At 70.7% G+C, this 23,580-nt stretch carries 25 protein-coding genes, 1 tRNA gene and 1 pseudogene; 16 read left to right on the top strand and 11 right to left on the bottom strand.

What is annotated here, in order from left to right:
• The first annotated feature begins 215 nt into the window (after positions 1 to 215).
• Positions 216 to 3,008: a bifunctional [glutamate--ammonia ligase]-adenylyl-L-tyrosine phosphorylase/[glutamate--ammonia-ligase] adenylyltransferase gene (glnE, locus tag WCD84_RS08670; protein WP_343281100.1), complete on the top strand. Its 2,793-nt coding sequence runs from the start codon at positions 216 to 218 to the stop codon at positions 3,006 to 3,008.
• A gap of 24 nt (positions 3,009 to 3,032) precedes the next feature.
• Here the strand turns inward: glnE and WCD84_RS08665 are convergent, their stop codons facing one another.
• A complete protein-coding gene (locus tag WCD84_RS08665; RefSeq protein ID WP_343255071.1) occupies positions 3,033 to 3,971 on the bottom strand; it encodes a phosphoribosylaminoimidazolesuccinocarboxamide synthase in 939 nt (312 codons plus the stop codon).
• Between the two features lie 78 nt (positions 3,972 to 4,049).
• On the opposite strand from WCD84_RS08665, the gene WCD84_RS08660 reads away from it, so the two are divergent.
• The 4 genes from WCD84_RS08660 to trpE all read left to right on the top strand — a co-directional run bounded on the left by WCD84_RS08660 (position 4,050) and on the right by trpE (position 7,654).
• Positions 4,050 to 4,382 carry a J domain-containing protein gene (locus WCD84_RS08660; RefSeq protein ID WP_343255070.1) on the top strand — a complete coding sequence of 111 codons (333 nt, stop codon included), beginning with the start codon at positions 4,050 to 4,052 and terminating at the stop codon, positions 4,380 to 4,382.
• A gap of 110 nt (positions 4,383 to 4,492) precedes the next feature.
• A complete protein-coding gene (rpe, locus tag WCD84_RS08655) occupies positions 4,493 to 5,179 on the top strand; it encodes a ribulose-phosphate 3-epimerase (protein WP_343281099.1) in 687 nt (228 codons plus the stop codon).
• Between the two features lie 40 nt (positions 5,180 to 5,219).
• Positions 5,220 to 6,182, top strand: coding sequence for a lipid kinase YegS (gene yegS, locus WCD84_RS08650; RefSeq protein WP_343281098.1), 963 nt, complete (start codon positions 5,220 to 5,222; stop codon positions 6,180 to 6,182).
• The gene (gene trpE, locus WCD84_RS08645) at positions 6,179 to 7,654 is read left to right on the top strand and encodes an anthranilate synthase component I (protein ID WP_343281097.1); all 1,476 of its coding nucleotides are present in this window, start codon (positions 6,179 to 6,181) and stop codon (positions 7,652 to 7,654) included. Before yegS ends, trpE begins: the two co-directional genes overlap by 4 nt.
• A 54-nt stretch (positions 7,655 to 7,708) precedes the next feature.
• On the opposite strand, the gene WCD84_RS08640 is transcribed toward trpE, so the two are convergent.
• On the bottom strand, positions 7,709 to 7,969 hold the full coding sequence (locus tag WCD84_RS08640; protein WP_343255066.1) for a DUF2249 domain-containing protein: 261 nt from the start codon (positions 7,967 to 7,969) through the stop codon (positions 7,709 to 7,711).
• A 148-nt stretch (positions 7,970 to 8,117) separates the two neighbouring features.
• Complete coding sequence (locus WCD84_RS08635; RefSeq protein WP_343281096.1) at positions 8,118 to 8,987, bottom strand: cytochrome c oxidase assembly protein; 870 nt, start codon at positions 8,985 to 8,987, stop codon at positions 8,118 to 8,120.
• Positions 8,988 to 9,053: 66 nt separating this feature from the next.
• On the opposite strand from WCD84_RS08635, the gene WCD84_RS08630 reads away from it, so the two are divergent.
• Complete coding sequence (locus tag WCD84_RS08630; RefSeq protein WP_343255064.1) at positions 9,054 to 9,512, top strand: CopD family protein; 459 nt, start codon at positions 9,054 to 9,056, stop codon at positions 9,510 to 9,512.
• 31 nt (positions 9,513 to 9,543) lie between these two features.
• Here WCD84_RS08630 and WCD84_RS08625 read toward each other — a convergent pair whose 3' ends face one another.
• Genes WCD84_RS08625 through coxB form a run of 4 tightly spaced genes read right to left on the bottom strand, consistent with a single transcriptional unit; the run spans position 9,544 to position 13,625 of the window.
• A complete protein-coding gene (locus WCD84_RS08625; protein WP_343255063.1) occupies positions 9,544 to 10,071 on the bottom strand; it encodes a DUF2231 domain-containing protein in 528 nt (175 codons plus the stop codon).
• Position 10,072: 1 nt separating this feature from the next.
• Positions 10,073 to 10,447, bottom strand: coding sequence for a hypothetical protein (locus WCD84_RS08620; RefSeq protein WP_343255062.1), 375 nt, complete (start codon positions 10,445 to 10,447; stop codon positions 10,073 to 10,075).
• Positions 10,444 to 12,963, bottom strand: coding sequence for a cytochrome c oxidase subunit I (gene ctaD, locus WCD84_RS08615; RefSeq protein WP_343281095.1), 2,520 nt, complete (start codon positions 12,961 to 12,963; stop codon positions 10,444 to 10,446). The genes WCD84_RS08620 and ctaD overlap by 4 nt, the downstream gene beginning before the upstream one ends.
• Positions 12,960 to 13,625, bottom strand: a complete 666-nt coding sequence (gene coxB, locus WCD84_RS08610) for a cytochrome c oxidase subunit II (protein ID WP_343255060.1) — start codon at positions 13,623 to 13,625, stop codon at positions 12,960 to 12,962. The genes ctaD and coxB overlap by 4 nt, the downstream gene beginning before the upstream one ends.
• A gap of 229 nt (positions 13,626 to 13,854) precedes the next feature.
• On the opposite strand from coxB, the gene WCD84_RS08605 reads away from it, so the two are divergent.
• The 4 genes and pseudogenes from WCD84_RS08605 (at position 13,855) to WCD84_RS08590 (ending at position 17,391) form a co-directional block, all read left to right on the top strand.
• Entirely contained in the window at positions 13,855 to 14,433 is a 579-nt protein-coding gene (locus tag WCD84_RS08605; protein WP_343281094.1) for an anthranilate synthase component II, read from the top strand.
• Positions 14,434 to 14,501: 68 nt separating this feature from the next.
• Positions 14,502 to 15,524, top strand: a pseudogene (trpD, locus tag WCD84_RS08600) (anthranilate phosphoribosyltransferase); the annotation flags it as partial.
• 182 nt (positions 15,525 to 15,706) lie between these two features.
• A complete protein-coding gene (gene trpC, locus WCD84_RS08595; protein ID WP_343281093.1) occupies positions 15,707 to 16,528 on the top strand; it encodes an indole-3-glycerol phosphate synthase TrpC in 822 nt (273 codons plus the stop codon).
• Positions 16,525 to 17,391, top strand: coding sequence for a haloacid dehalogenase-like hydrolase (locus tag WCD84_RS08590; protein ID WP_343281092.1), 867 nt, complete (start codon positions 16,525 to 16,527; stop codon positions 17,389 to 17,391). Before trpC ends, WCD84_RS08590 begins: the two co-directional genes overlap by 4 nt.
• A 25-nt stretch (positions 17,392 to 17,416) precedes the next feature.
• Here the strand turns inward: WCD84_RS08590 and WCD84_RS08585 are convergent, their stop codons facing one another.
• The 3 genes from WCD84_RS08585 to crp form a co-directional block, all read right to left on the bottom strand.
• Positions 17,417 to 18,172, bottom strand: a complete 756-nt coding sequence (locus tag WCD84_RS08585; protein WP_343281091.1) for a sulfite exporter TauE/SafE family protein — start codon at positions 18,170 to 18,172, stop codon at positions 17,417 to 17,419.
• Between the two features lie 143 nt (positions 18,173 to 18,315).
• On the bottom strand, positions 18,316 to 18,759 hold the full coding sequence (locus WCD84_RS08580) for a GNAT family N-acetyltransferase (protein ID WP_343281090.1): 444 nt from the start codon (positions 18,757 to 18,759) through the stop codon (positions 18,316 to 18,318).
• A 29-nt stretch (positions 18,760 to 18,788) separates the two neighbouring features.
• On the bottom strand, positions 18,789 to 19,421 hold the full coding sequence (gene crp / locus WCD84_RS08575; protein ID WP_343255054.1) for a cAMP-activated global transcriptional regulator CRP: 633 nt from the start codon (positions 19,419 to 19,421) through the stop codon (positions 18,789 to 18,791).
• A 217-nt stretch (positions 19,422 to 19,638) separates the two neighbouring features.
• Between crp and speD the strand changes: the two genes are divergently transcribed.
• Both speD and sugE read left to right on the top strand, forming a co-directional pair.
• Complete coding sequence (speD, locus tag WCD84_RS08570; protein ID WP_343281089.1) at positions 19,639 to 20,430, top strand: adenosylmethionine decarboxylase; 792 nt, start codon at positions 19,639 to 19,641, stop codon at positions 20,428 to 20,430.
• A 183-nt stretch (positions 20,431 to 20,613) separates the two neighbouring features.
• Positions 20,614 to 20,931: a quaternary ammonium compound efflux SMR transporter SugE gene (gene sugE, locus WCD84_RS08565; RefSeq protein WP_343281088.1), complete on the top strand. Its 318-nt coding sequence runs from the start codon at positions 20,614 to 20,616 to the stop codon at positions 20,929 to 20,931.
• Here the strand turns inward: sugE and coq7 are convergent.
• Complete coding sequence (gene coq7 / locus WCD84_RS08560) at positions 20,928 to 21,569, bottom strand: 2-polyprenyl-3-methyl-6-methoxy-1,4-benzoquinone monooxygenase (protein WP_343281087.1); 642 nt, start codon at positions 21,567 to 21,569, stop codon at positions 20,928 to 20,930. The two genes, sugE and coq7, sit on opposite strands and share 4 nt — an antisense overlap.
• Positions 21,570 to 21,725: 156 nt before the next feature.
• Here coq7 and rplM point away from each other — a divergent pair, with 156 nt between their 5' ends.
• From rplM to WCD84_RS08540, 4 genes are all read left to right on the top strand, one after another.
• On the top strand, positions 21,726 to 22,154 hold the full coding sequence (gene rplM, locus WCD84_RS08555) for a 50S ribosomal protein L13 (RefSeq protein ID WP_343255050.1): 429 nt from the start codon (positions 21,726 to 21,728) through the stop codon (positions 22,152 to 22,154).
• A gap of 3 nt (positions 22,155 to 22,157) precedes the next feature.
• The gene (rpsI, locus tag WCD84_RS08550; RefSeq protein ID WP_343255049.1) at positions 22,158 to 22,550 is read left to right on the top strand and encodes a 30S ribosomal protein S9; all 393 of its coding nucleotides are present in this window, start codon (positions 22,158 to 22,160) and stop codon (positions 22,548 to 22,550) included.
• Positions 22,551 to 22,600: 50 nt separating this feature from the next.
• A tRNA-Gln gene (locus WCD84_RS08545) sits at positions 22,601 to 22,675 on the top strand.
• 106 nt (positions 22,676 to 22,781) lie between these two features.
• Positions 22,782 to 23,537 (top strand): 2OG-Fe dioxygenase family protein, encoded by a 756-nt coding sequence (locus WCD84_RS08540; protein ID WP_343281086.1) that lies wholly within the window; start codon positions 22,782 to 22,784, stop codon positions 23,535 to 23,537.
• The last annotated feature ends 43 nt before the right edge of the window (positions 23,538 to 23,580 follow it).

Here is a 23,580-nt window from a genome sequence, read left to right as displayed (position 1 = left end):
AGGGGGGATGCCCAGAGCCGGCCATGGATGGCCGGCGGCCGGAACTGGGAGCAGGATGCGCATATTCCGGCTGGGCATCCCCCCTGCCTCCACGGCGGGCAGCGCGCCCCACCCTCCCGAAGCAATCAACCGGAAGCCTCCCTCAACCAGGATAAGAACCTCTTCCGTCTCGACCCCTGCGTGGCGCCATGTCGATGCGATGCCACAATCGGCGGATGGACCTGGTGACCCCCGAAGGCGAAGACGGCGCGCTCCGCGCCCACGTTGACCGCTTACTGGCGCGCCTGCAGCCCGGCCTGGCCGAGCGCGGCGGCGAGCCGCTGCGGCGGGTCGTGTCCGCGAGCGACTTCGCCGCCGAGGTCTTCGCGCGCCAGCCGCAGGCGCTGGAAGCGCTGCTGGATGATCCCTCCGCGCCCATCGCGCCGCCGCGGCTTGATCCCGAAGCGCCCGACGCATGGCCGGGCCAGCTGCGCGCTTACCGCCGCGCAGCCTCCGCGCGCCTGATCTGGCGAGACCTGAACGGGCTGGATGAAGTGGCCGACACCCTGGCCGGGAGCACCCGCCTGGCCGAGACCTGCCTGCAGTTCGGGCTGGCCGCGCTGGAAGCCGGGCTTGTCGCGCGCCACGGCGTGGTCCGCGATGGCGGCGGCGCGCCGGTGGGGCTGGTGGTGTTCGCGCTGGGCAAGCTCGGCGGCGGCGAACTGAACTTCAGCTCCGATGTCGATCTTGTCTATGCCTATCCCGAAGCCGGCGAAAGCGACGGCCCGCGCCCGCTAGCCGCCGACGACTACTTCGCCCGCCTGGGCCGCGCGCTGGCGAAGCTGCTCGACGAACAGACCGCCGACGGCTTCTGCCACCGCGTCGACCTGCGGCTGCGTCCCTTCGGCAACGCCGGCCGGGTGGCGCTGAGCTTCGCGGCGATGGAGCAGTACTTCCAGCGCGAGGGCCGCGACTGGGAGCGCTACGCCTGGCAGAAGGCGCGACCGGTGGCCGGCGACATCGACGCCGGGGAGCGCTTCCTGGTGGCGCTGCGCCCCTTCGTCTATCGCCGCTACCTGGACTACGGTGCCCTGTCCGGGCTGCGCGAGATGAAGGCCGCGATCTCGGCCGAGGTCGCGCGCAAGGACCTGGCCGATGACATCAAGCGCGGGCCCGGCGGCATCCGCGAGATCGAGTTCCTGGTGCAGGCGCTGCAGCTGATCCGCGGCGGACGCGAGGCGGCGCTGCGCGGTCGCAGCCTGCTGCCCATGCTCGACGCACTGCGTGCAGCGCGCCAGATCGAGCCGGAGGCGGCGGGCGATCTTGCCGAGGCCTATCTGTTCCTGCGCCGGGTCGAGAACCGGCTGCAGATGCTGCGCGATGCCCAGACCCACGTGCTGCCGAGCGATCCGCTCGACCGCCTGCGCATCGCCGGTGGCCTGGGCCATGCCGACTGGGAAGCGCTGCTGGCCGCGCTGGAGCCGCGACGCGAACGCGTGGCCGCCGAGTTCGACGCCCTGCTTGCGCATCGCGACGAATCGCGCGCGGCCGTCAGCGGCGACCTGGCCGGCTACTGGCGCGCGCTGCCCGACGGCGGCGACGCCGGCGTGCTGGCCGCGGCCGGCTTCGGCGACCAGGGCGAGGTTGACGCCGCGCTGCGCGATTTCGTGCGCTCGCCCAGCGTGCGCGACCTGTCCGACGCCGCGCGCGCGCGCCTGGACCGGGTGATGCCGGTGATGCTGCAGGCCAGCGCGCCGGCCGACCGCCCGCTGCAGGCCATGCGCCGGCTGCTGGCCCTGCTGCACAACATCCTGCGTCGCGCCAGCTACCTCGCCCTGCTCGACGAACAGCCCGCGGCGCTGGCGCGGCTGATCGACCTGGTGACCCGCAGCGCCTTCCTCGCCGAACGCGTCGCCGCCCACCCGCTGCTGCTCGACGAACTGCTGGACGCGCGCGTGGACGGGCCGATGCCCGGACGCGGGCAGATCGATGTCGCCTGCGCGGCCGCGCTGCAGCGCGACGACATCGAGGGCGCGCTGTTCACGCTCAACGAAACCCGCCAGGCGCTGAGCTTCCGCATCGCGCTGGCCACGCTGGACGGACGCATGGCGGCCGTCGACAGCGCACACCAGCTGGCGCTGTTGGCCGATGGCGTGCTTGCCATCGTGGTCGCGCTCGCGGAGCGCGAGATGCGCGCCGCGCACGGCGTGGTGGTCGATGCGCCCTTCGCCGCCATCGGCTACGGCAGCCTGGGCGGGGCGGAGCTCGGCGTCGGTTCCGACCTCGACCTGGTGTTCCTGTACGACGCGCCCGCCGATGCCCTGTCCGATGGCCCGCGTCCGCTGGAGGCGCAGCGCTGGTTCGCGCGCTTCGCGCAGAAGATCGTGCTGCTGCTGGGCACGATCACCGGCGCCGGCCGCCTGTACGAGGTCGACGTCCGCCTGCGTCCGGACGGCGGCAGCGGCCTGCTGGTGTCAACGCTGGCGGCCTATGGCGAATACCAGCGCGAGCGCGCCTGGACCTGGGAACACCAGGCGCTGGTGCGCGCGCGCTGTGCAACCGGCGACGCAGGCCTGTGCGCGGCGTTCGAGCGCGTGCGCGCCGCCGCCCTGGCGCGGCCGCGCGACTGGCCGGCGCTGGCCGCCGACGTGGCCGGCATGCGTGCGCGCATGCGCGCCGAGCTCGACCGGGGCGGCGGCGGCCTGTTCGACCTCAAGCAGGGCGAGGGCGGCCTGGTGGACCTGGAATTCCTGCTGCAGGCGCTCGTGCTCGGGCACGCGGCGCAGCATCCGGGCCTGCTGGAGCCGCGCTCCACACGCGGGCTGGTCGCCGCCTGCCGCGACGCCGGCCTGCTCGAAGCGGCTACCGCCGAAGCGCTGGCCGCCGCGCATGCCGAACTGGTGGCGCAGGGCCTGGCCCAGACCCTCGATCGCCGCGCCCGCATCGTTCCGCGCAGCGAAGCGCTCGACACCGCCCGCACCGCCATCACCGGCGCACTGCGCGCAGCCGGCCTGCACCCGACCCCCTGACGCAGAACGCTATTGCGCCCGCGCTCAGCCGGCCTTCGCCGCCGCGTCGATATCGATGCCGGCCAGGCGCTGCAGGGCTTCGGCGTACTTCGCCCGCGTGCGCTCGATCACGCCAGCCGGCAGGCGCGGCCCGGGTGCGGTCTTGTCCCAGTCCAGCGTCTCCAGGTAATCGCGCACGAACTGCTTGTCGTAGCTCGGTGGGCTGGTCCCGACTTCGTAGGCATCGGCCGGCCAGTAGCGCGATGAGTCGGGCGTGAGCATTTCGTCCATCACGTACAGGCGGCCGTCGGCATCGGTGCCGAACTCGAACTTGGTGTCGGCCAGGATGATGCCGCGCCCGGCCGCGTACTCGGCGGCGAAGGCGTAGAGGCGCAGGGTCGCGTCGCGCACCTGCTCGGCCAGCTCGGCGCCGATCTTGCGCACCATGGCGTCGAAGTCGATGTTCTCGTCGTGGTCGCCGGCGGCGGCCTTGGTCGAAGGCGTGAAGATCGGCTGGGGCAGCTTTTCCGCCTGGCGCAGGCCGTCGGGCAGGGCGATTCCGCTCACGCGCCCGGTGCGCTGGTAGTCCTTCCAGCCGCTGCCGATGAGATATCCGCGGGCGATGGCCTCCACCGGGACCGGCTTCAGGCGGCGGGTGACCACCGAGCGCAGGCGATAGGCCTCCGCGTCCACGCCTTCGGGCAGCACGGTGGCCACGTCGATGCCGGTGAGGTGGTTGCGCACCAGGTGCTCGGTCAGCTCGAACCAGAAGTTCGACACCTGGGTGAGCATCTCGCCCTTGCCGGGGATGGGGTCTGGCAGGACCACGTCGAAGGCGCTGAGGCGGTCGGTGGCGACCATCAGCAGCAGCGGTCCGAACGCCTCCGGCCCGGAGCCGGGAGGGAGCGCGTACACGTCGCGGACCTTGCCGCGGTGGAGCAGTTCGAACCCGGGCAGGCGGGCTTCGAGCAGGGTCGTGGCCATGGGTCGTATCGCAGCCGTCGGGCGAGCATTGTAGCGATGCGCGGTGTTTGCGCGACCCGTGACGCTAGAATCAGCCGCATGAAGCGATGGTATGGAAAACTCCTCGGGTTCGTCGCCGGTTGGCTGCTGATGCGACACCCGGCCGGCGGCCTCATCGGCCTGCTGATCGGGCACGCGTTCGACAGCGACTGGTTCCGGCGCCCGGACCACGATGCCTGGAGCGTCCTCGGCCTGGGTCCGGAGGCCAGCGAGGCCGAGGTCGACCTCGCCTATCGCCGGCTGATGGCCCAGTACCATCCCGACCGCATGACCGGCGCCGCGCCCGAGCTGCTTGAACAGGCGCAGCGCCGCGCGGCCGAGATCAACCAGGCCTACGACCGGATCCGGACCAGGCGCCGCAGCGGCCGGTAGAATCGGCGGTCCAGGTGCGTCCATGCGCGCCCCGGCGCGAACCCGCGGAGCGGGCGCGGCCGAGGCTGGCGTGGCCACCGGCTGCCCACCTGTCTGCCTGCGAGCCCGCCATGCTGCCGACCGTCATCGCCCCGTCCATCCTGTCCGCCGACTTCGCGCGCCTGGGGGAGGAGGTCGACAAGGTCCTCGCCGCCGGCGCCGACTGGGTGCACTTCGACGTGATGGACAACCATTACGTGCCCAACCTGACCATCGGCCCGCTGGTGTGCAGCGCGCTGCGCAAGCACGGCGTCACCGCGCCGATCGACGTGCACCTGATGGTGTCGCCGGTGGACCGCATCGTCGGTGACTTCGCCGAGGCCGGCGCGACGCTGATCAGCTTCCATCCCGAGGCGAGCGGCCACGTGCACCGCACCATCCAGCTGATCCGCGCCGCCGGCTGCAGGCCGGGCCTGGTGCTGAACCCGGCGACGCCGGTCGACGTGCTGGACTACGTGCTCGACGAACTGGACCTGGTGCTGCTGATGTCGGTGAACCCCGGTTTCGGCGGCCAGGCCTTCATCCCTTCGGCGCTCGACAAGCTGCGCAAGGTGCGCGAGCGCATCGACGCCAGCGGGCGCGAGGTGCGGCTGGAAATCGACGGCGGGGTGAAGCCCGACAACATCGGCGCGATCGCGGCCGCGGGTGCGGACACGTTCGTGGCGGGCTCGGCGATCTTCAGCCAGCCCGACTATGCCGATGTGGTCTCGCGGATGCGCCGCGAGGTCGCGCAGGCCTGCGGCACCGCCGCGCCGTGAGCGCCGGTCCGGACTGCGACCGCCGCGTCCGGCCGCAGGCATGAACGCGCCGCGCTGGCTGCTGGTCATCAACGGCAAGTCCGCGGGCGACGATGCGCTGCGCGAGGCCGTGGACGCGATCCGCAAGCGCGGCGTGCACATCGACGTGCGCGTGACCTGGGAGCCCGGGGACGGCGCGCGTTGCGTTGACGCCGCGCTTGCGGATGGCGTCGACGCCGTCGTTGCCGCCGGCCGCGATGGCACCCTGAGCGAGGTCGCGACCGCGCTGGCCGGACGCGACGCGGGGGCCGGTGCGCTGCCCGCGCTGGGGCTGGTGCCCATGGGCACGGCCAACGATTTCGCCTCCGCCGCGGGTCTCCCCGACGCGCCGCTGGCCGCGCTCGAGCTGCTGCTGGCGCAGCCCGCGCGCGACATCGACCTGCTGCGGCTGGAGGGCGGCGGAGGTACCCACTGGGCGGCCAACCTGGCCAGCGCCGGCTTCGGTACCCAGGTCACGCTCGATACCGATGAAGGCCTGAAGAAGCTGCTTGGCGGCCTGGCCTACCTGGTGACGGGGCTGGCTCGCCTCGGGCGGATCGACCCGATCGCCGCGCGCCTGCGCGGCCCCGGCTTCGCGTGGGACGGTGGATTCATCGCCCTGGGCATCGGCAACGGCCGCCAGGCCGGCGGCGGCCAGGCGCTGTGTCCCGATGCCCTGATCGATGACGGGCTGCTTGACGTCACCATCGTCCCCGACCTCGAGGGCGAGGTCGCGGCCACGCTGGGCACGGTGCTGGCGGAGGGTCGGGGCGCCGCGCTCGAACGGGTGGCCGTGCGCGCGCGCCTGCCCTGGCTGGAGATCGAGGCCGCGCAGCCGATGACGGTCAACCTTGACGGCGAGCCGGTGGAAGGCCGTCGCTTCCGCGTCGAAGCCGTCGCCCGCCGGCTGCGCATGCACCTGCCGCCCGACTGCGCGCTGCTCGCTCCGGGCGACGCCGACCCATCCGCCACGGAGCCGCGATGATTCCCGCCCAGTTCCAGCAGCATGCCGCCGCCGGCCACACCCGCATCCCGGTGGTGCGCGAAGTGCTGTCCGACCTCGACACGCCGCTGTCGGTCTACCTGAAGCTGGCCGACGGCCCGCACAGCTGCCTGTTCGAATCGGTCGAGGGCGGCGAGCGCTTCGGCCGCTACTCGATCATCGGCCTGCCGGCCACGCGCGTGCACGAGTTCCGCGGCCACCGCTACGCGCTGCGCGAGCACGGCGAAATCGTGGAAGAGCGCGAAGTTGCCGATCCCTTCGCCGAGGTCGAGCGCCTGCGCGCCGAACACTCGGTGCCGGAGGTCGACGGCCTCCCCGGCTTCAGCGGCGGGCTCGTGGGCTGGTTCGGCTTCGAGACCATCGGCTATATCGAGCCGCGCCTGGCCGCAGACGTGGGGCTGCGCGACGACCTCGACACGCCCGACATCCTGCTGATGCAGTGCGACGAACTGGCCGTGTTCGACAACCTCAAGGGGCGGCTGTACCTGGTGGTGCACGCCGACCCGCGCGAGGCGCAGGCGCTGGCGCGCGCGCAGCGCCGGCTGGACGCGCTGGTGCACCGCCTGCGCCAGGCCGGCACCGGCTATCCGGAAACCCTGCACCCGGCGGCGCTGGACGAGGGCGACTTCGTCTCCGGCTTCACCCGCGACGGCTTCATCGACGCGGTGGCGAAGGTGAAGGACTACATCGCCGGCGGCGACGTGTTCCAGGTGGTGCTGTCGCAGCGGCTGTCGGTGCCGTTCAACGCGCGCCCGGTCGATGTCTACCGCGCGCTGCGTGCGCTCAACCCATCGCCGTACATGTACTTCCTCGACGTCGGCGGCACCCAGGTGGTCGGCAGCTCGCCGGAGATCCTGGTGCGCATGCAGGACGGCGAAGTGACCGTGCGCCCGATCGCCGGCACCCGTCCGCGCGGCGCCACGCCGGCCGAGGATGCCGCGCTGGAAGCCGAACTGCTGGCCGACCCCAAGGAGCGCGCCGAGCACCTGATGCTGATCGACCTCGGGCGCAACGATGTCGGCCACGTCTCGCGGCCGGGCACGGTGGAGGTCGGCGAGCAGTTCGTGGTCGAACGCTACAGCCATGTCATGCACATCGTCAGCGAGGTCACCGGCAAGGTGCGCGACGGCCTGTCCTACGCCGACGTGCTGCGCGCGACCTTCCCGGCAGGCACCGTCAGCGGCGCGCCGAAGATCCGCGCGCTGGAGATCATCCGCGAGCTGGAGCCGATCAAGCGCAACGTCTACGCCGGCAGCATCGGCTACATCGCCTGGAACGGCGATGCCGACATGGCCATCGCGATCCGCACCGCCGTGATCCAGGACGGCCGCCTGCACGTCCAGGCCGGTGCCGGCATCGTCTACGACTCCGACCCGGTGAAGGAGTGGGAGGAGACGATGAACAAGGGGCGCGCGCTGTTTCGCGCGGTGGCGCAGGCGGCGCAGGGGCTCTGAAGCCCGGCCTCTGCACCGGGTAGTCTCCCGGGCGAGGCTCGGTATGCCCGCGGCTCAGGCCTTGACGATGAAGTCGATCACGATCGCGCCGGGTTCGCGCTGGCGGTAGGCGATCTCGATGCGGTCGCCGAAGCGGTCCACCAGCTGCGACAGCAGCGGCAGCGGGTCGTGGTCGTTGACGAAGCGCATCGCTTCGCCGGGCTGCAGGGCGCCCAGCGCGCCGAAGATCGCAGAGTGGCGGAAGCGACGGGCGATGCCGCGGGCGTCGAAGGGGTGCGCGGTGTACTCGGGCGCGTTGGCGGCAGCGTCGCTCATGGCGATCTCCTCTGGTCGGATGGTCGGGACCGGAAGCGTGTGCCCGCGATGGACCTGCCGGCCATGATCCAGGTCAGTTCGCCCGCGATCCGCAGCGCGAGGATCCAGGGTGGGCCGATGTGCCCGGACTGCGAACGTGCCGCGGCTGTCAGGCCCCACGTCGCGCCAGCCGCGCGAAGCCGTGGTACAGCAGCCACATCGCGCCGAAGAGGTAGGGGATGCAGCTCGGCACCCACATCAGCACCCCGGCCAGCTGCTGGTCGGCCATGACGTCCAGTCCAAGCTGCGGCGCGCGTTCGGCATAGATCGGATACAGCGGTCGCGCGGCAAAGGTCAGCAGCGCGCCGAGGAAGCCCATCTGCATCATCACCGCGACCATCGCCACCACGCCGGCGCCGGCACCAACGTGCGGATCGCGGATACGGCGCCACATCGCCGACCACAGCCAGAGACCCGAGGCGAGGAAGCTTCCGTGCATCGCCCAGTGCACCGGGTCGCTTTCCAGCGCCAGGGTGGTGGCGACCGGCAGGTGCCAGGTCAGGAGCACCGCGCCGTGCACGACCGAGGCCATGGTGAGCGCGGCAGTGGCGCGCGAGGTCGCGGCACCAAGCGCGCGGTGAAGCCTTCCCGCGACGCGCGCGGGCAGGGCATGCGCGGCGACGGCCAGGGGCTGTCCCGCGAGCAGCAGCGGCGGCACGAAGGCGATCAGCAGCATGTGCTGGGCGATGTGCGCGGCCAGCGACCACTCGCCATAGGCATCCAGCGGCCAGGTGGTGGAGAGCAGCAGCACGAGCACGCCGGTCGCCGCCGTGGCCACGCCCCCGACCCCGACGCCGGCGCCAATGCCGGCGCGGCCCCACAGGCGTCGCAGGCCGGCCGCGTAGAGCAGCGTCCAGGCCGCCAGCGGCAGCAGCAGCCAGGGTGAGGGCGTCCAGGCCGTGACCAGCGTCGGCGGGTGTTCGTGGCCGGCATGGGCAAACACCGGCCCGGCCGGCAGCGCGAGGGCGGCGAACCCCATCTGCGACCACCACGACCGCTTCGCACCCGCGCGTGCACACTGGCGCGAACCCGTCGGGGGCGCACCGTGTATTTCTGGCTGAAGATCCTGCATGTGTCGGCGATGGTCCTCTGGTTCGCGGGCCTGTTCTTCCTGCCGCGGCTGTTCGTGGCGCGCCACCGCGGCCAGCGCGATGGCGCCGCGGCCTACTTCAACGTCGCCGCCAATATGGTGTTCTTCCGCCTGGCCACGCCGGCGGCCCTGGTCGCCGTGCTCTCGGGCACGGTGCTGATCGCCTTCGGCCCGAGCGGCGCGTGGCTGGTGATGAAGCTGGTGGTGGTGACCGGCGCGGTGCTGCTGCACCTGTACATGGGAATGGTGCTGTACGAACTCGGGCAGGGGCGCGAGCGCCACGGCGTCGGTTTCTACCGCGTCCTCGGCTGGACGCCGCTGGTGATCGTGCTCGCGGTCGCCGCGCTCACCGGAGCCAAGCCGACGACGGTCGGCGATCTGCCGCCGCCGCCGGGGGCCACGGCGCGTCCCTGATTCGCGGAACGCGCACGCCGTCCGCGCGGGATCAGGCTTCCGGCGGCGCATCCGGTCCACGGTCTTCGCCGCCCTCGTGTCCGGCCACGCCAATGCCGTGGTGGAAACTCAGCCCGCCGCCCAGCCAGCCGGCGACGCCCACCAACACCAGCATCACCGAAGACAGCAGCAGGCCCCACGGCCAGACCGCCGCCACCGGGTCAGGCCAGCGCAGCCAGGTGTTGGCCGCGGCGACCGCAAGCAGGGTCACGGCCGAGATCGCATGGCTCCAGGCCGAGACGTGCCGGCGCACCACGCGGATCATCAGCAGGTCGACCGTGCCGACGGCGCCGGCCACCAGGCCCATCAGCAGCCCCGCGACATTGAGCACGCCGGCCATCTGCGCCCAGAACGGCAGTCCACTCCACAGGTACAGCAGGTCCAGCGGCGCCACCACCGACAGGAACGCGATCGGGAACACCACGAGCATGGGATGCACCGGATGCTTGCGGATCGCCACCCGGCTTTCGACGGTGCGGGTGAGCTGCGGTGGCGTTGGTTGTTTCAGCGAGCGGCGCATGTCAGGCGCACCCGGGCAGCAGCAGGACGGGGATGGTGGTGAAGCACACCGCGACGGTCGCCATCGCCGAGAGCGCGCCGGTGGTCGCGGCCGTGAAGCGGCGTCGTGCCGCCTGCGCCGGAGCGTCACTGCCGGGCCGCGCGTCGCGCCAGGCGCGCAATGCGCGCAGGCCCAGCCAGGCAAGGGCGGCGAGGGCGACCACCGTCAGGCCGGACAGCCACCACGCCAGCGCCTCTGCACCGGCGAAGCGGATGCGGTCCAGGCCTTCGGCACAGGCCACGCCTTGCAGCGAGTAGACGGCCACGAAATGCAGTGCCCAGACCACCATGGGGGCGGCGATGCCGGTGAGCCGGTATGGGGACAGCGGACCGGTCATGCCAGCCTCGGGAACAGGTGCAGGACGGCCCAGGCCAGCAGCCCCTGCGCCACGGTGTAGCGCCACAGCGCGGCGGTGACGCGCGATTCCAGCGGGCGGTCCGGAGTGACCAGTCCGCGGTGCAGGCGCGCGGCCACGAAGACCGCGAACAGGGCGGCGATCACCACGTGCACGGCATGGAAGCCGGCCAGGGTCCAGGCCACGGAGGCATAGGCGTGCACCTGCGGTCGGCCCGAAGGCAGCAGTGCCCAGCCGTGCGTGATCACGAAGACCATGCCGAAGGCGGCCGCGGCCAGCCAGCAGAGCGCGGCAACACGCCGGTCGTCGCGCCGCAATGCGCGGACGGCGAATCGCGTCGCCGCCGCGCAGGCCAGGAGCAGCACGAGCGCCACCACCGCCAAGCCCGTCGACGACGCGCCCAGGCCAGCAGGCGGCCAGGCTTCAGTGCCCAGCCACAGATAGAAATAGCTGAAGACAAGCGAAGCGAAGAGGGAGCCGTCGACCAGCAGCGAGATCACCAGCGCCCACCAGCCAGGTGCGTTGCGCGCGGCGTACTGGCTGGGGAGCGTCATTCCCGGTCCGGCCTCGAGCATCGCGGGTGCTCCGGGATGGCCCGTGGTCCACGCCCAGCGCCAGAGCAGCGCCAGCAGCGGAACCACCGTCGCCAGCGCGAACCAGTAGGCCTTGGCGATGAAGCAGGCCAGCACTACCGCGAGCGCGATCGCGGCCAGCAGCGGGAGCCAGGTCGGACCGGAGATGCGGATCACCTGCTCCGGCTTTGCGTCGAGCAGGCCGGTGCCGAGCACTTCGCGACGCCCGTGGCTGGCATCGCCGAGCAGGCCGTCGGGACGCGCGCTGGCCTCGGCGAGCAGCGGGTCGGCCCATAGCGGATCGCGGCCCTGCACCTGGGGGACCGAGGCGAAGTTGAAGTTCGGGACCGGCGCCTGCATCGCCCATTCCAGCGTTCCGGCGCGCCAGGGGTTGCGACGGCAGCGGGGGCCGTGGCGGAAGCTGAGCGCGACGTCCAGCAGCACCGCCACCATGCCGATCGCGAGCACGAAGCCCGCCGCGGTCGACACCAGGTTGAGCCAATGGAAACCGAGTTCGGGCAGATAGGTGTAAGCCCGCCGCGGCATGCCCAGCAGGCCGGTCAGGTACATCGGCAGGAAGGTCAGGTTGAAGCCGATGAACACCAGCCAGAACGCGGTGCGGCTGAGGCTCTCGGACGGCTCGCGCCCGCTGGTCAGCGGCAGCCAGTAGTACAGGCCCGCGAACAGCGGGAACATCAGCCCGCCGATCAGAACGTGGTGCAGGTGCGCGACGATGAAATGGCTGTCGTGCGCCTGCCAGTCGAAGGGCACCATCGCCACCATCACGCCGGTGAGCCCGCCCGGCACGAAGACGAAGAAGAACCCGAACAGGTACAGCGTCGGCACCCGCAGCCAGGGTCGCCCCGCCCACAGCGTCGCGATCCACGCGAACACCTGGATGCCCATCGGGATCGCCACCGCCATGCTCGCGGCGCTGAAAAAGGCCAGCGCCAGCAGCGGGATGCCGACGGTGAACATGTGGTGCACCCACAGCCCGAAGCTGAGGAAGCCGGTCGCCACCAGTGCCAGCACGACCCAGGTGTAGCCCACCATCGGCCGCCGCGCGAAGGTCGACACCACCATCGACACCACGCCCGCCGCTGGCAGGAAGATGATGTAGACCTCCGGGTGGCCGAACAGCCAGAACAGGTGCTGCCAGAGGAGCGGGTCGCCGCCGCGCGCGACATCGAAGAACACGAAGTCGAAGGCGCGCTGCACCTCCAGCAGGATGCTGGCGAGGATCAGCGGCGGGAAGCCGAAGACGATCATGAAGGACGTGACCAGCATCGCCCATGCGAACAGCGGGATGCGCCGCAGGTCCATGCCCGGCGCGCGGCTGATCAGGATGGCGACGATCATCTCCACCGCCGCCGCCACCGCCGCGATCTCGGAGAAGGTCACGCCGATCAGCCAGAAGTCTGCGTTGAGTCCCGGCGACCAGGTCGAGTCGGTGAGTGGTACGTACATGAACCAGCCGGAATCCGGCACCGCGTCGAACAGGAAACTCGAGTACAGGAACAGGCCGCCGAACAGATAGCACCAGTAGCCGAACGCCGACAGCCGCGGGAAGGGCAGGTCGCGCGCGCCGATCATCTTCGGCACCAGGTACAGCGCGAAGCCTTCCATCACCGGCACCGCGAACAGGAACATCATCGTGGTGCCGTGCATGGTCACGAATTCGGCGTAGCGCTGCGGATCCAGCACCTCGTTGCCGAACCAGGCCAGCTGCAGCCGGATGAACATCGACAGCAGGCCGCCGATGAGGAAGAACGCCAGGCCGGTGACGATGAAGCGCAGGCCGATGGTGGAGTGGTTGACCGCGGTCAGGCGGCCTCGCCACCCGGGTGGCGAACTCCACACGGCGTGCAGCGCGCGCAGGCGCGCGTCCATGTCGCCCGCCGCAGCGGCCCTGGTTACGGTACTCAAGGCGCGCTCCCGTCGCCCGCCCGCTCGGCCAGCCACGCCGCGTGCGCCGCGTCGCCATGCACCAGGACGTCGAAGGCCATGACCGCGTGCCCGGTGCCGCAGTATTCGGCGCACTGGCCGCGGACCGGCCCGCCGCGGTCGGCGCGCAGGCGCAGCAGGTTCACGCGCCCGGGGATGGCGTCGACCTTGCCGCCCAGGCGCGGGATCCAGAACGAATGGATGACGTCCTTGCTGGTGATGTGGAACTCGACCATGCGTCCGCGCGGCAGCGACAGCGTGTCGAGCGATTCGGCCACCACCCGGCCGTTGTCGTCCAGGTAGCGGAAGCGCCAGCGCCAGCGTTCGGCCACGACCTCGATGCGCGCATCGACCTGGTCCGCCGCGCCGGTGATGCGCGCGCTCGAGACCGAGCCATACACCAGCAGGCCCGCCAGCAGCACCGGCGGCAGCACCAGGCCGCCGCCGACGATCAGGCGCTCGGGGCGGGGCAACGCGCGCGTATTGCGGCCGCGGTACAGCGCGCGGGTGACCAGCGCCATGACCAGCAACCAGACGGCCAGCGCGCCCCAGAACATCGCCCACCAGATGCTGGCGATGGCGGCCGCGGACGGCCCCGCGGGATCGAGCGCCGACTGCGGGCCGGCGCACGCTGCAAGCAGCAACGCAGCCGGCGCAGCCGCACCGCGAACGGGCGGGAGGCGTGCCTTGGTCGCGACGATGTCAGTCCCCTCCTGTGGCTGGACGGACCGCCTGGCGGGAGCAGGTGGGCGCGGTCGGGACAGGCTAGCCATGCGCGCGCCGCGTGCGTGTGAATGCGCGCGCACCGTCGGCTTTGGGCGAGAATAAGCGGCTTGGGAGGCCCCGGTCGCCACCCGGCGGAGCCACGCAGCCATGCTGCTGATGATCGACAACTACGACAGCTTCACCTTCAACCTCGTGCAGTACCTGCAGGTGCTGGGCGCCGAGGTGGAGGTGGTGCGCAACGACGCGCTCAGCGTGGACGCGATCGCGCGGCGCGCGCCGAGCCACATCGTGATCTCTCCCGGCCCGTGCACGCCCAACGAGGCGGGCGTGTCGCTGGAGCTCATCGGGCGCCTGGGCGCGACCACGCCGATCCTCGGCGTCTGCCTCGGCCACCAGGCCATCGGTCAGGCCTACGGCGGCCGCGTGGTGCGCGCCGGCCGGATCATGCACGGCAAGACCTCGGCCATCCACCACGCCGGCAGCGGCGTGTTCGCCGGGCTGCCGGACGCCTACGAGGCCACGCGCTACCATTCCCTGGTGGTGGAGCAGGCAAGCCTGCCGGACTGCCTTGAAGTCACGGCCTGGACCAGGAACGCCGACGGCAGCCGCGAGGAGATCATGGGCCTGCGCCACCGCACGCACCCGGTTCAGGGCGTGCAGTTCCATCCGGAGTCGATCCTCAGCCAGCACGGCCTTGCGCTGCTGAAGAATTTCCTCGACGCCTGAGGCCGCCGCCGGTCCCCGCGCCGCGCTCCCGGCATCCCCCCATCGCCGACAGAAGCCAGTTCCCGACCATGCCCATCACCCCCCAGGAAGCCCTGCAGCGCACCATCGAACACCGCGAGATCTTCGAGGACGAGATGTTCGACCTCATGCGCCAGATGATGCGCGGTGAGGTGTCGCCGCTAATGACCGCGGCGATCATCATCGGGCTGCGGGTGAAAAAGGAGACGGTGGGCGAGATCACCGGCGCGGCGCGCGCGATGCGCGAGCTTGCGCGCAAGGTGGACGTCGCGGACCGCACGCATCTGGTCGACATCGTCGGCACCGGTGGCGACGGCGCCAACACCTTCAATATCTCCACGGCCTCGAGCTTCGTGATCGCGGCCGCCGGCGGGCGCGTGGCCAAGCACGGCGGGCGCAGCGTGTCGTCGACCTCGGGCAGCGCGGACGCCTACGAAGCCCTTGGCGCGACGATCGAGCTGCCGCCCGACGCCGTGGCGGACTCCATCGCGCGCACCGGCATCGGCTTCATGTACGCGCCGGCCTATCACCCGGCGATGAAGGTCGTGGCGCCCGTGCGTCGCGAGATGGGCGTACGCACGCTGTTCAACATCCTCGGGCCGCTGACCAATCCGGCCGACGCGCCGGCGATCCTGATGGGCGTGTTCCACGCCGACCTAGTCGGCATCCAGGTGCGCGTGCTGCAGGAGCTGGGCGCCGAGCGCGCGCTGGTGGTCTGGGGCCGCGACGGCATGGACGAGATTTCGCTTGGCGCCGGGACGCTGGTTGGCGAGCTGCGCGACGGCAAGGTGCGCGAGTACGAGATCCATCCGGAAGACTTCGGCATCCCGATGGCGGCCAGCCGCAACCTGAAGGTCGATGGCGCGAAGGAGTCGAAGGCCATGGTGCTGGAGGCGATCAGCGACGCCGACGGCCTGCCGGGGCGGATCGTGTCGCTCAACGCCGGCGCGGCGCTGTACGTCGCGGGCGTGGCCGATTCGATTGCCAGCGGCGTCGAGCTGGCGCACGCGACCATCGCGTCGGGTGCGGCGAAGGCGAAGCTTGATGAATTCGTCGCCGCCACCCGCGCGCTGGGCAACGGCGCGATCGCGGCCATGGCCGCTCCCACAGGCGCTCCCGCAAGCGCTCCCACAGGCGCTTCCACAGGCGCTCCCACAGGCGCTCCCACAAGCGCTCCCGCGGCGGCTGCGGGCTCTGCGGTGGGAGCGGCTACAGCCGCGATCGATGCCGGCGGGCCGGCTGAAGGGAGCCAGGCATGAGCACGGTCCAGGCGCCGGACGTGCTCGCGCGCATCCTTGCGCGCAAGCTTGAAGAGGTCGCCGAGCGCAAGCTGCAGGTGTCGCGTGCCGAGATCTTCATGCGCCTGGCCGACGCGCCGCCGGTGCGCGGCTTCGCGGCCGCGCTTGAAGCGAAGATCGCCGCCGGGCACGCCGCGGTGATCGCCGAGGTCAAGAAGGCCAGCCCGTCGAAGGGCGTGATCCGCGACGACTTCGATCCCGCGGCGATCGCGCGCAGCTACGAGGCCGGCGGCGCGGCCTGCCTGTCGGTGCTGACCGACGTCGACTTCTTCCAGGGCGCGGATGACTACCTGCGGCAGGCGCGCGAGGCGTGCGCGCTGCCGGTGCTGCGCAAGGACTTCATCGTCGACGGCTACCAGGTCGACGAGGCCCGCGTGCTTGGCGCCGACTGCGTCCTGCTGATCCTCGCCGGCCTGGACGATGCGCGCCTGCACGACCTCTGCGTACAGGCGCTGGAGCTGGGCATGGACGTGCTGGCCGAGGTGCACGACGCCATCGAGTTCGAGCGCGCGCTGCGCCTGCCGATGGTCGATGGCCGCGCGCCGCTGCTGGGCGTCAACAACCGCGACCTGCGCAGCTTCGAAGTCTCGCTGGACACGACGCTGGCGCTGAAGGCGCAGGCGCCGCCGGGCCGCCGCCTGGTGACCGAGAGCGGCATCATGACGGCGGACGACGTCGCGCTGCTGCGCGGCGCCGGCATCGATGCCTTCCTGGTGGGCGAGGCCTTCATGCGCGCCCCGGATCCCGGCGCCGCGCTGCGCGGGATGTTCGACGCGTGAGCGGCGACCCGATCGCGGCCATGGCCGCTCCCACAAAGGCGGGAGCCGCTCCCGCAAAGGCGGGTCGCGATGGTCCTGTGGGAGCCGCTACAGCGGCGAATCCCGGCGAAGCGCGCCGCTACCGGACCCCGCGCGACGACGCCCCGCTGGTCGTCTTCGACTTCGACCACACCCTGTACGACGGCGACTCCGGCAGCCACCTGTTTGCCTGGCTGATCAAGCGGGCCTGGTGGCGCCGGCTGCTGGCGCTGCTGCTGGCGCCGGTGTTCGGCCCGATGGTCGCGTTCCTGCCGACGCGACGCATGGGCATCTCCGGCTTTGTCTGGGCCGGCACCGTCGGCTTCAGCCGCGTGCGTGAACTCGATGCGCTGATCGATGCCTACGTCGCCAGGCACGCCGAGGACATCCGCGGACGCCTGCTGCCGGTGGCGCTCGAGGTGTTCCACGCCCACCGGAATCGGGGCGATCGCGTGGTGGTGGCGACCGGCGCGCCGCCGGAGCTGGCACGCGCGATCCTGTCCTTCGTCGCCCACGAGGACGTGCCGGTGGTCGGCACCCTGGCCGGCCCGCGCTTCGGCGCCGTTGTCGCCGCGCGGCACTGCCACAACGAAGAAAAAATGCGGATGCTGCGCGAGCTGGGCTGGAGCGACATCGACGCCGCCTATTCCGACTCCTGGGCCGACCTGCCGCTGCTGCTCGGCGCGCGCCGGCCGGTGGTGGTGAATCCCAAGCAGGGCTCGATCGAACGCTTCCGCCGCGCACTGCCGCCGGGCACGCCGATCCTCAACTGGGGCTGCCCCGGCCGCGGCGGCGAGCCGGTCACCGCCGGCGTCGGCGGAACGCTGCCGGCCGACCGCGTTTGAAGCCAGGCTGGCGATTGGCGGGGCTTCAGCCTGCCAGTGCCAGCCAGGTCTGGACGCCCGAGATCGCCAGCACCAGGCCGCCCACCGCGAACAACACCAGTCGCTCGCGGACGTGGCGCACCAGCAGCGCCGCCAGCGGTGCCGCGATCACGCCCCCCACCAGCAGGCCGAGGATCACCTGCCAGTGCTCCAGTCCGATCGAGAGCAGGAACGTGATCGAGATCGCCAGCGTGACCACGAACTCGGCCGCGCTGACCGTGCCGATGCTGGTCCGCGCCTCGCCGCCCCGGGCGAGCAGGGTGGACGTGGCCATCGGCCCCCATCCGCCGCCGCCGATGGCGTCGAGCAGTCCGGAGACGAAGCCGAGCACGCCCACGCGCTTCACCTCGCCCCGTGGCAGCCGGCGCCCGGCCGCGCGCAGCAGGATCAGCAGCGCAAGCACGAACAGGTAGCCGTGGATCCATGGCCTGATCGCCTCGCCGTCGATCCGGCTGAGCAGGCTGGCGCCGATCACGCCGCCGACCACGCCGGGCGCGGCCAGGCGCAGCATCAGCCTGCGGTCGACGTTGCCGAGGATGCCGTGGGCGGCACCCGAAACGCCGGTGGTGAACACCTCGGCGGTGTGCACGCTCGCGCTCACCGCCGCCGGCGGCATGCCCATGGCCAGCAGGATCGAGGACGACACCAGGCCATAGGCCATGCCCAGTGCGCCGTCGATGAGCTGGGCGCACAGGCCGATGGCCACGAACAGGAGGAAATGGCTGTCGAGCAGGTCTGCCATGTGCAGGTCGTTCCGGCGTCGTACGCGCCCGTCCGTGGAAGAGACGCAGGGTACGGCGGCGCTGCAATCGCGGCTATAGCCGCTCCCACGAATCGCACGGTCCTGGTCGGCGTCGCCGGCCGGCGACGTGGCCGTGCGGGAACTCAGGCGTCGCCGAGGCGCTTGATGAAGCGCAGGGTGCCGTCGCCGAAGCCGCAGGCCCTGTAGAAGGCGTGGGCGTCGGTGCGCTGCGAGCCGCTGGCCAGTTCGACCCGCGCCGCGCCGGCGGCCCGCGCGCGGCGTTCGGCTTCGCGCAACAGCTGGCGGCCGAGCCCGCGGCCCTGGGCATCGGGCGAGACCACCAGCGCGGTGATCCGGCACGTGGTGGTGTCCAGCGGCAGGTAGTACATGAAGTCCAGCGCGATCAGCCCGGTGACCATGCCGCCGCAGCGCGCCACCACCAGGGCCTGGCGGTCGTCGCCGCTGATCACCGCGATCCGGCGGGCGGCATCCGCGGTGTCGCAGGGATAGCCGAGTTCGCAGAGCAGGGCGGCGACATCGTCGGCGTCGATCGACGAAGCGCAGCGCAGGTCGGCGTCCGGAAGCACCCCGCGGGGCTCGAACGCGACCATCCGGCTCAGCGGGTGCCGAACAGCACGATGGTCTTGCCGCGCGCGTGCAGCTTGCCGTCGATCTGCAGCTTCTTGAGCACGCGTCCGGCCATCTCGCGCGAGCAGCCGACCAGGCGCGCCAGCTCCTGGCGCGAGACCCGAAGCTGGGTGCCGTCGGGGTGGCTCATGGCCTCCGGCTCCCGGGTCAGGTCGTGCAGGGTGCGGGTGATGCGGTCGGTGACGTCGAGGAAGGCCAGGCGGCCGGCCTTGCGGCTGGTGTCGAGCAGGCGCCGCGAGAGCTGGGCCCCGATCGAGTACATGATCTGCGTGGCGTCGCCCGACAGCGAGCCGTCGAACAGCTGGTACAGGCGCTCGTAGCTGATCTCGGCCAGCTCGGTCTGCACCCGCGTGCGCAGGATCACCTCGCGGACGTCGGATTCGATGAACAGTCCCATCTCGCCCACGAACTCGCCGGGGCCGAAGTAGCCCAGGATCAGTTCGCGGCCGTCGTCCTCCTCGGTGATGATGCTGACCGAACCGCTGACCACGTAATACATGGTCCCGGCCTGGTCGCCCGGGCGGAAGACCTCGGTGCGGGGCGGATAGCGGCGACGATGGCAGTGCGCCAGGAAGCGCTCGATCGTCGCCGGTGATGGCATGAGTGGATGCAGGGGGCGTTTGACGATGCTGATTATGGCCACAGGGCTGATAGTCATGAAGAAGTTGAACGGGGGATGAAGCAAGAGTAGGCCGTCAGGCCGCATCCGGCAAACCGTTGATACCCCCTGGGGGCGCCTCGGGCCGCTGCCCGGTCGCAGCCGCGGCTCCTTTGCCGCATACTCGCGGACTTTCCGCCCGAACCGGGGTCCGCACGACGTGGTCAAACCGCTGCCTCGCTTGAAACTACAGGGATTCAACAACCTCACCAAGGCCCTGAGCTTCAACATCTACGACGTGTGCTACGCCGTCTCCAAGGACGAGCGCCAGCGCTACATCGAATACATCGACGAGGAATACAACGCCGACCGGCTGACGCAGATCCTGACGGACGTCGCCGAGATCATCGGTGCCAACATCCTCAACATCGCGCGCCAGGACTACGATCCGCAGGGCGCTTCGGTGACGATCCTGATCTCGGAAGAGCCGGTGATCGACAAGGCCGACGCCAAGGGCGTGATCTCCGACGCGGTGGTCGCGCACCTGGACAAGAGCCACATCACCGTCCACACCTATCCGGAAACGCATCCGCAGGCGGGCATCGCGACCTTCCGTGCCGACATCGACGTCGCCACCTGCGGCGTGATCTCGCCGCTGAAGGCGCTGAACTACCTGATCGAGAGCTTCGAGTCGGACATCGTGATCGCCGACTACCGGGTGCGCGGCTTCACCCGCGACATCAAGGGCAAGAAGCACTACATCGACCACAAGATCAATTCGATCCAGGACTTCCTGGCCAAGAACGTCAAGACGCGCTACGAGAAGTTCGACGTCAACGTCTACCAGGAAAACATCTTCCACACCAAGATGCACCTGAAGGACTTCGACCTCGACCAGTACCTGTTCGAAGAGAAGGCGCGCAACCTGTCGTTCAAGGAGCGGATGAAGATCGAGGCGCTGCTCAAGCGCGAGATCGAGGAGCTGTTCCACGGGCGCAACCTGGTCGAGTGAACGTCGCTGGCATCGGGCGCCGCCGGTTATGCGGCGTTCGACGCGGCGCTGGCAGGATGCAGCGACGATCCACCAGTGCGGGACGACCCGCACGCGGGGCCTGGCCCCGCGCACGACGACCGACGGCGGTCCGGAGCGAAGGCTCCGGGCCGTTTTTCATTGCATCCACCGAGGAAACGCCCCATGGCATGGATCTACCTGCTGCTCGCCGGCCTGTTCGAGATCGGCTTCGCGATCGGACTCAAGTACACCGAAGGGTTCACACGCCTGTGGCCCAGCGTGTGGACGATCGTGACCGCGGCGATCAGCCTGTGGTTGCTGACCCAGGCGCTGAAGGTGATCCCGGTGGGCACCGCGTATGCAACCTGGACCGGGATCGGCGCGGTGGGCGTCGCGACCATCGGCATCCTGGCGCTGGGCGAGAGCGCTTCGCCGGCACGGCTGGCGTGCATCGGGTTGATCGTCGCCGGCGTGATCGGCCTGAAGCTGGTTTCAGCCTAGACGCGGTAGGCGACGGTCTTCATGAGCTTCGATGCAGCCGCCATCAGCGTCGGGATGGGCTGCGGCAGGATGCGGGCGCCGGCGGCCTCGGCGTTGTCGGCGTGGCGGGCTTCGTCGGCCTTCATGGTTTCGAGGATGGCGCGGCTGCGCAGGTCGGCATTGGGCAGCGTCTGCAGGTGTTCTTCGAGGTGGGCTTCAACCTGGCGTTCGGTCTCGACCACGAAGCCGAGGTTCCAGCCGTCGCCGCGCAGACCGGCCAGCAGGCCGATGGTATAGCTGCCGGCATACCAGAGCGGGTTGAAGATGCTCGGCCGGCTGTCCAGTTCGCGCAGGCGGTCGTCGCACCAGGCCAGGTGGTCGGTCTCTTCCTGAGCCGCCTCCAGCAGGTGCGCCCGGGTGGCCGGGTCGCGCGCCACGGTGGCCTGGCCGACGTACAGCGCCTGCGCACAGACCTCGCCGACGTGGTTGATGCGCATGAGCCCGGCGGCGTGGCGGCGTTCGGTGGCATCCAGCTCGACCTCGGGCTCGGTGGCGCCCGGGTTCGGGCGTTCGGCGCGCGGCCGCCCGGCCACGGTTTCCAGGGCGTTCTGGGCATCCGCCAGCAGGCGGTCGATAGGGGAGAGGGTGCGGGTGGTCATGTCCTCATTGTGCGCCGGCGCCGGCAAGTTGCGGTACCCGGCGCGGCCCGGTACAATTCCGCCTCTTGCGTTCCCTGAACGTGAAAACGCGAGGCGAAGTTCCGCAGGGCGATGGCCCGCGCAACCAGCCCGACCAGTCACCCCTGAGAGTTCCCGATGAAAACCTTTACCGCCAAGAACGAGACCGTCCAGCGCGACTGGTACGTGGTCGACGCCGCCGGCAAGACCCTCGGTCGCCTGAGCACCGAGATCGCGCGTCGCCTCCGCGGCAAGCACAAGCCCGTCTACACCCCTCACGTCGATACCGGCGATTACATCGTCGTGATCAACGCCGAGAAGATCCACGTCACCGGCAACAAGCTCGCCGACAAGATGTACTACCGCTTCACCGGGTACATCGGCAACCTGAAGTCCGAGACCCTGGGGCAGGCGCTTGAGCGCCACCCGGAGCGCGTCATCGAGCACTCGGTCAAGGGCATGCTCCCGAAGAACACCCTGGGCCGCGCGATGTATCGCAAGCTCAAGGTCTACAAGGGTTCCGAGCACCCGCACGCCGCCCAGCAGCCGCAAGTCCTGGATATCTAAGTCATGGCAATCACCCAGAATTACGGCACCGGCCGTCGCAAATCCTCCACCGCCCGCGTGTTCCTGCGCCGCGGTACCGGCACCATCACCGTCAACGCGCGTCCGCTCGACGAGTTCTTCGGCCGCGAGACCGCGCGGATGATCGTGCGCCAGCCGCTCGAGCTCACGAAGAACACCGAGAGCTTCGACATCTTCGTGACGACCCACGGCGGCGGCACCACCGGCCAGGCCGGCGCCATCCGCCTGGGCATCGCCCGCGCGCTGGTGGAGTACGACGAGACCCTGAAGAGCGAGCTGCGCAAGGCCGGCTTCATGACCCGTGACGCCCGCGAGGTCGAGCGCAAGAAGGTCGGTCTGCACAAGGCGCGCCGCGCCACGCAGTTCTCGAAGCGCTGATTGCTGCATTCAGGATCGCTTCGCGCGATCCTGCGTTACAATTTCCGCATAGCCCCGTCGCCAAGCGGTAAGGCACCTGACTCTGACTCAGGCATTCGGAGGTTCGAATCCTTCCGGGGCTGCCACATCGCCAGAATGCTGAAGCCCGCCTTGCGCGGGCTTCGTGCTTTCCGGGCCCGGCGCTGACGGTGGCGCCGGACCGGTCGTCCGCGAACCGTCGAGGGCATCGCCATGGCCGTCATCTTCCCACCGCCCTATACGCCCCGGGGTCGTGAACTGCAGGCCCTGCGCGAAGAGGGGTATGCCGTGCTGTCGCCGGCCGCGGTGGCGGCGGTCACCGGGCTGTCCGCGGAGGCAATCGCCGGCCTGGGCCTTGGTTGGGACGCGCTTCCCGCTGACGACTACCTGCGCGACGGCGGCCGCTATCGCCGCCGCAGGCATTCGTGCTTCGTGGTCGATGGCGGCCAAGCGCGCCAGGCTCCGCACCGTGCGCACTGGCAGTCGGTGGACTACAACGCACTGCACGGGGGCATGGAGCGCATGTACCGGCCGCTGTCGCCGGAGCTTGCGTCGCAGCCGGCGTGGCTGCGGCTGCTGGGCGCGCTGGGCGTGCTGTGCAGCGGAGTGCGCAACGCCGGCCCCTGGCACGTCGAAGCCCATCAATTCCGCATCGACACCAGTGACGGCATCGGTCGGCCGACGCCGGAAGGCGCGCACCGCGACGGCGTCGACTTCGTCGCCGTGTTCATGGTCGGCCGAGAGGGCATCAAGGGCGGCGAGACCCGCGTCTTCGACGCAGCAGGGCCGGACGGCCACCGCTTCACCCTCGAAGCACCCTGGTCGCTGCTGCTGATGGACGACACCCGCGTCATCCACGAATCCACGCCCATCCAGCCGCTGTCCGCCGACGGCCACGGGCATCGCGACACCCTGGTCCTGACCTATCGGGCCGGGGCGTTCCAGGGGGAGGATTGGAGAAAGGCGTGATCCACGGTGAAAGAATGCTCTCCCCACACCATCGCCGCAGCCC

This window comes from Luteimonas changyuni (genome assembly GCF_039548395.1).
Taxonomy (GTDB): Bacteria; Pseudomonadota; Gammaproteobacteria; order Xanthomonadales; family Xanthomonadaceae; genus Luteimonas.
This window is presented reverse-complemented; position numbering and strand designations above follow the sequence as displayed.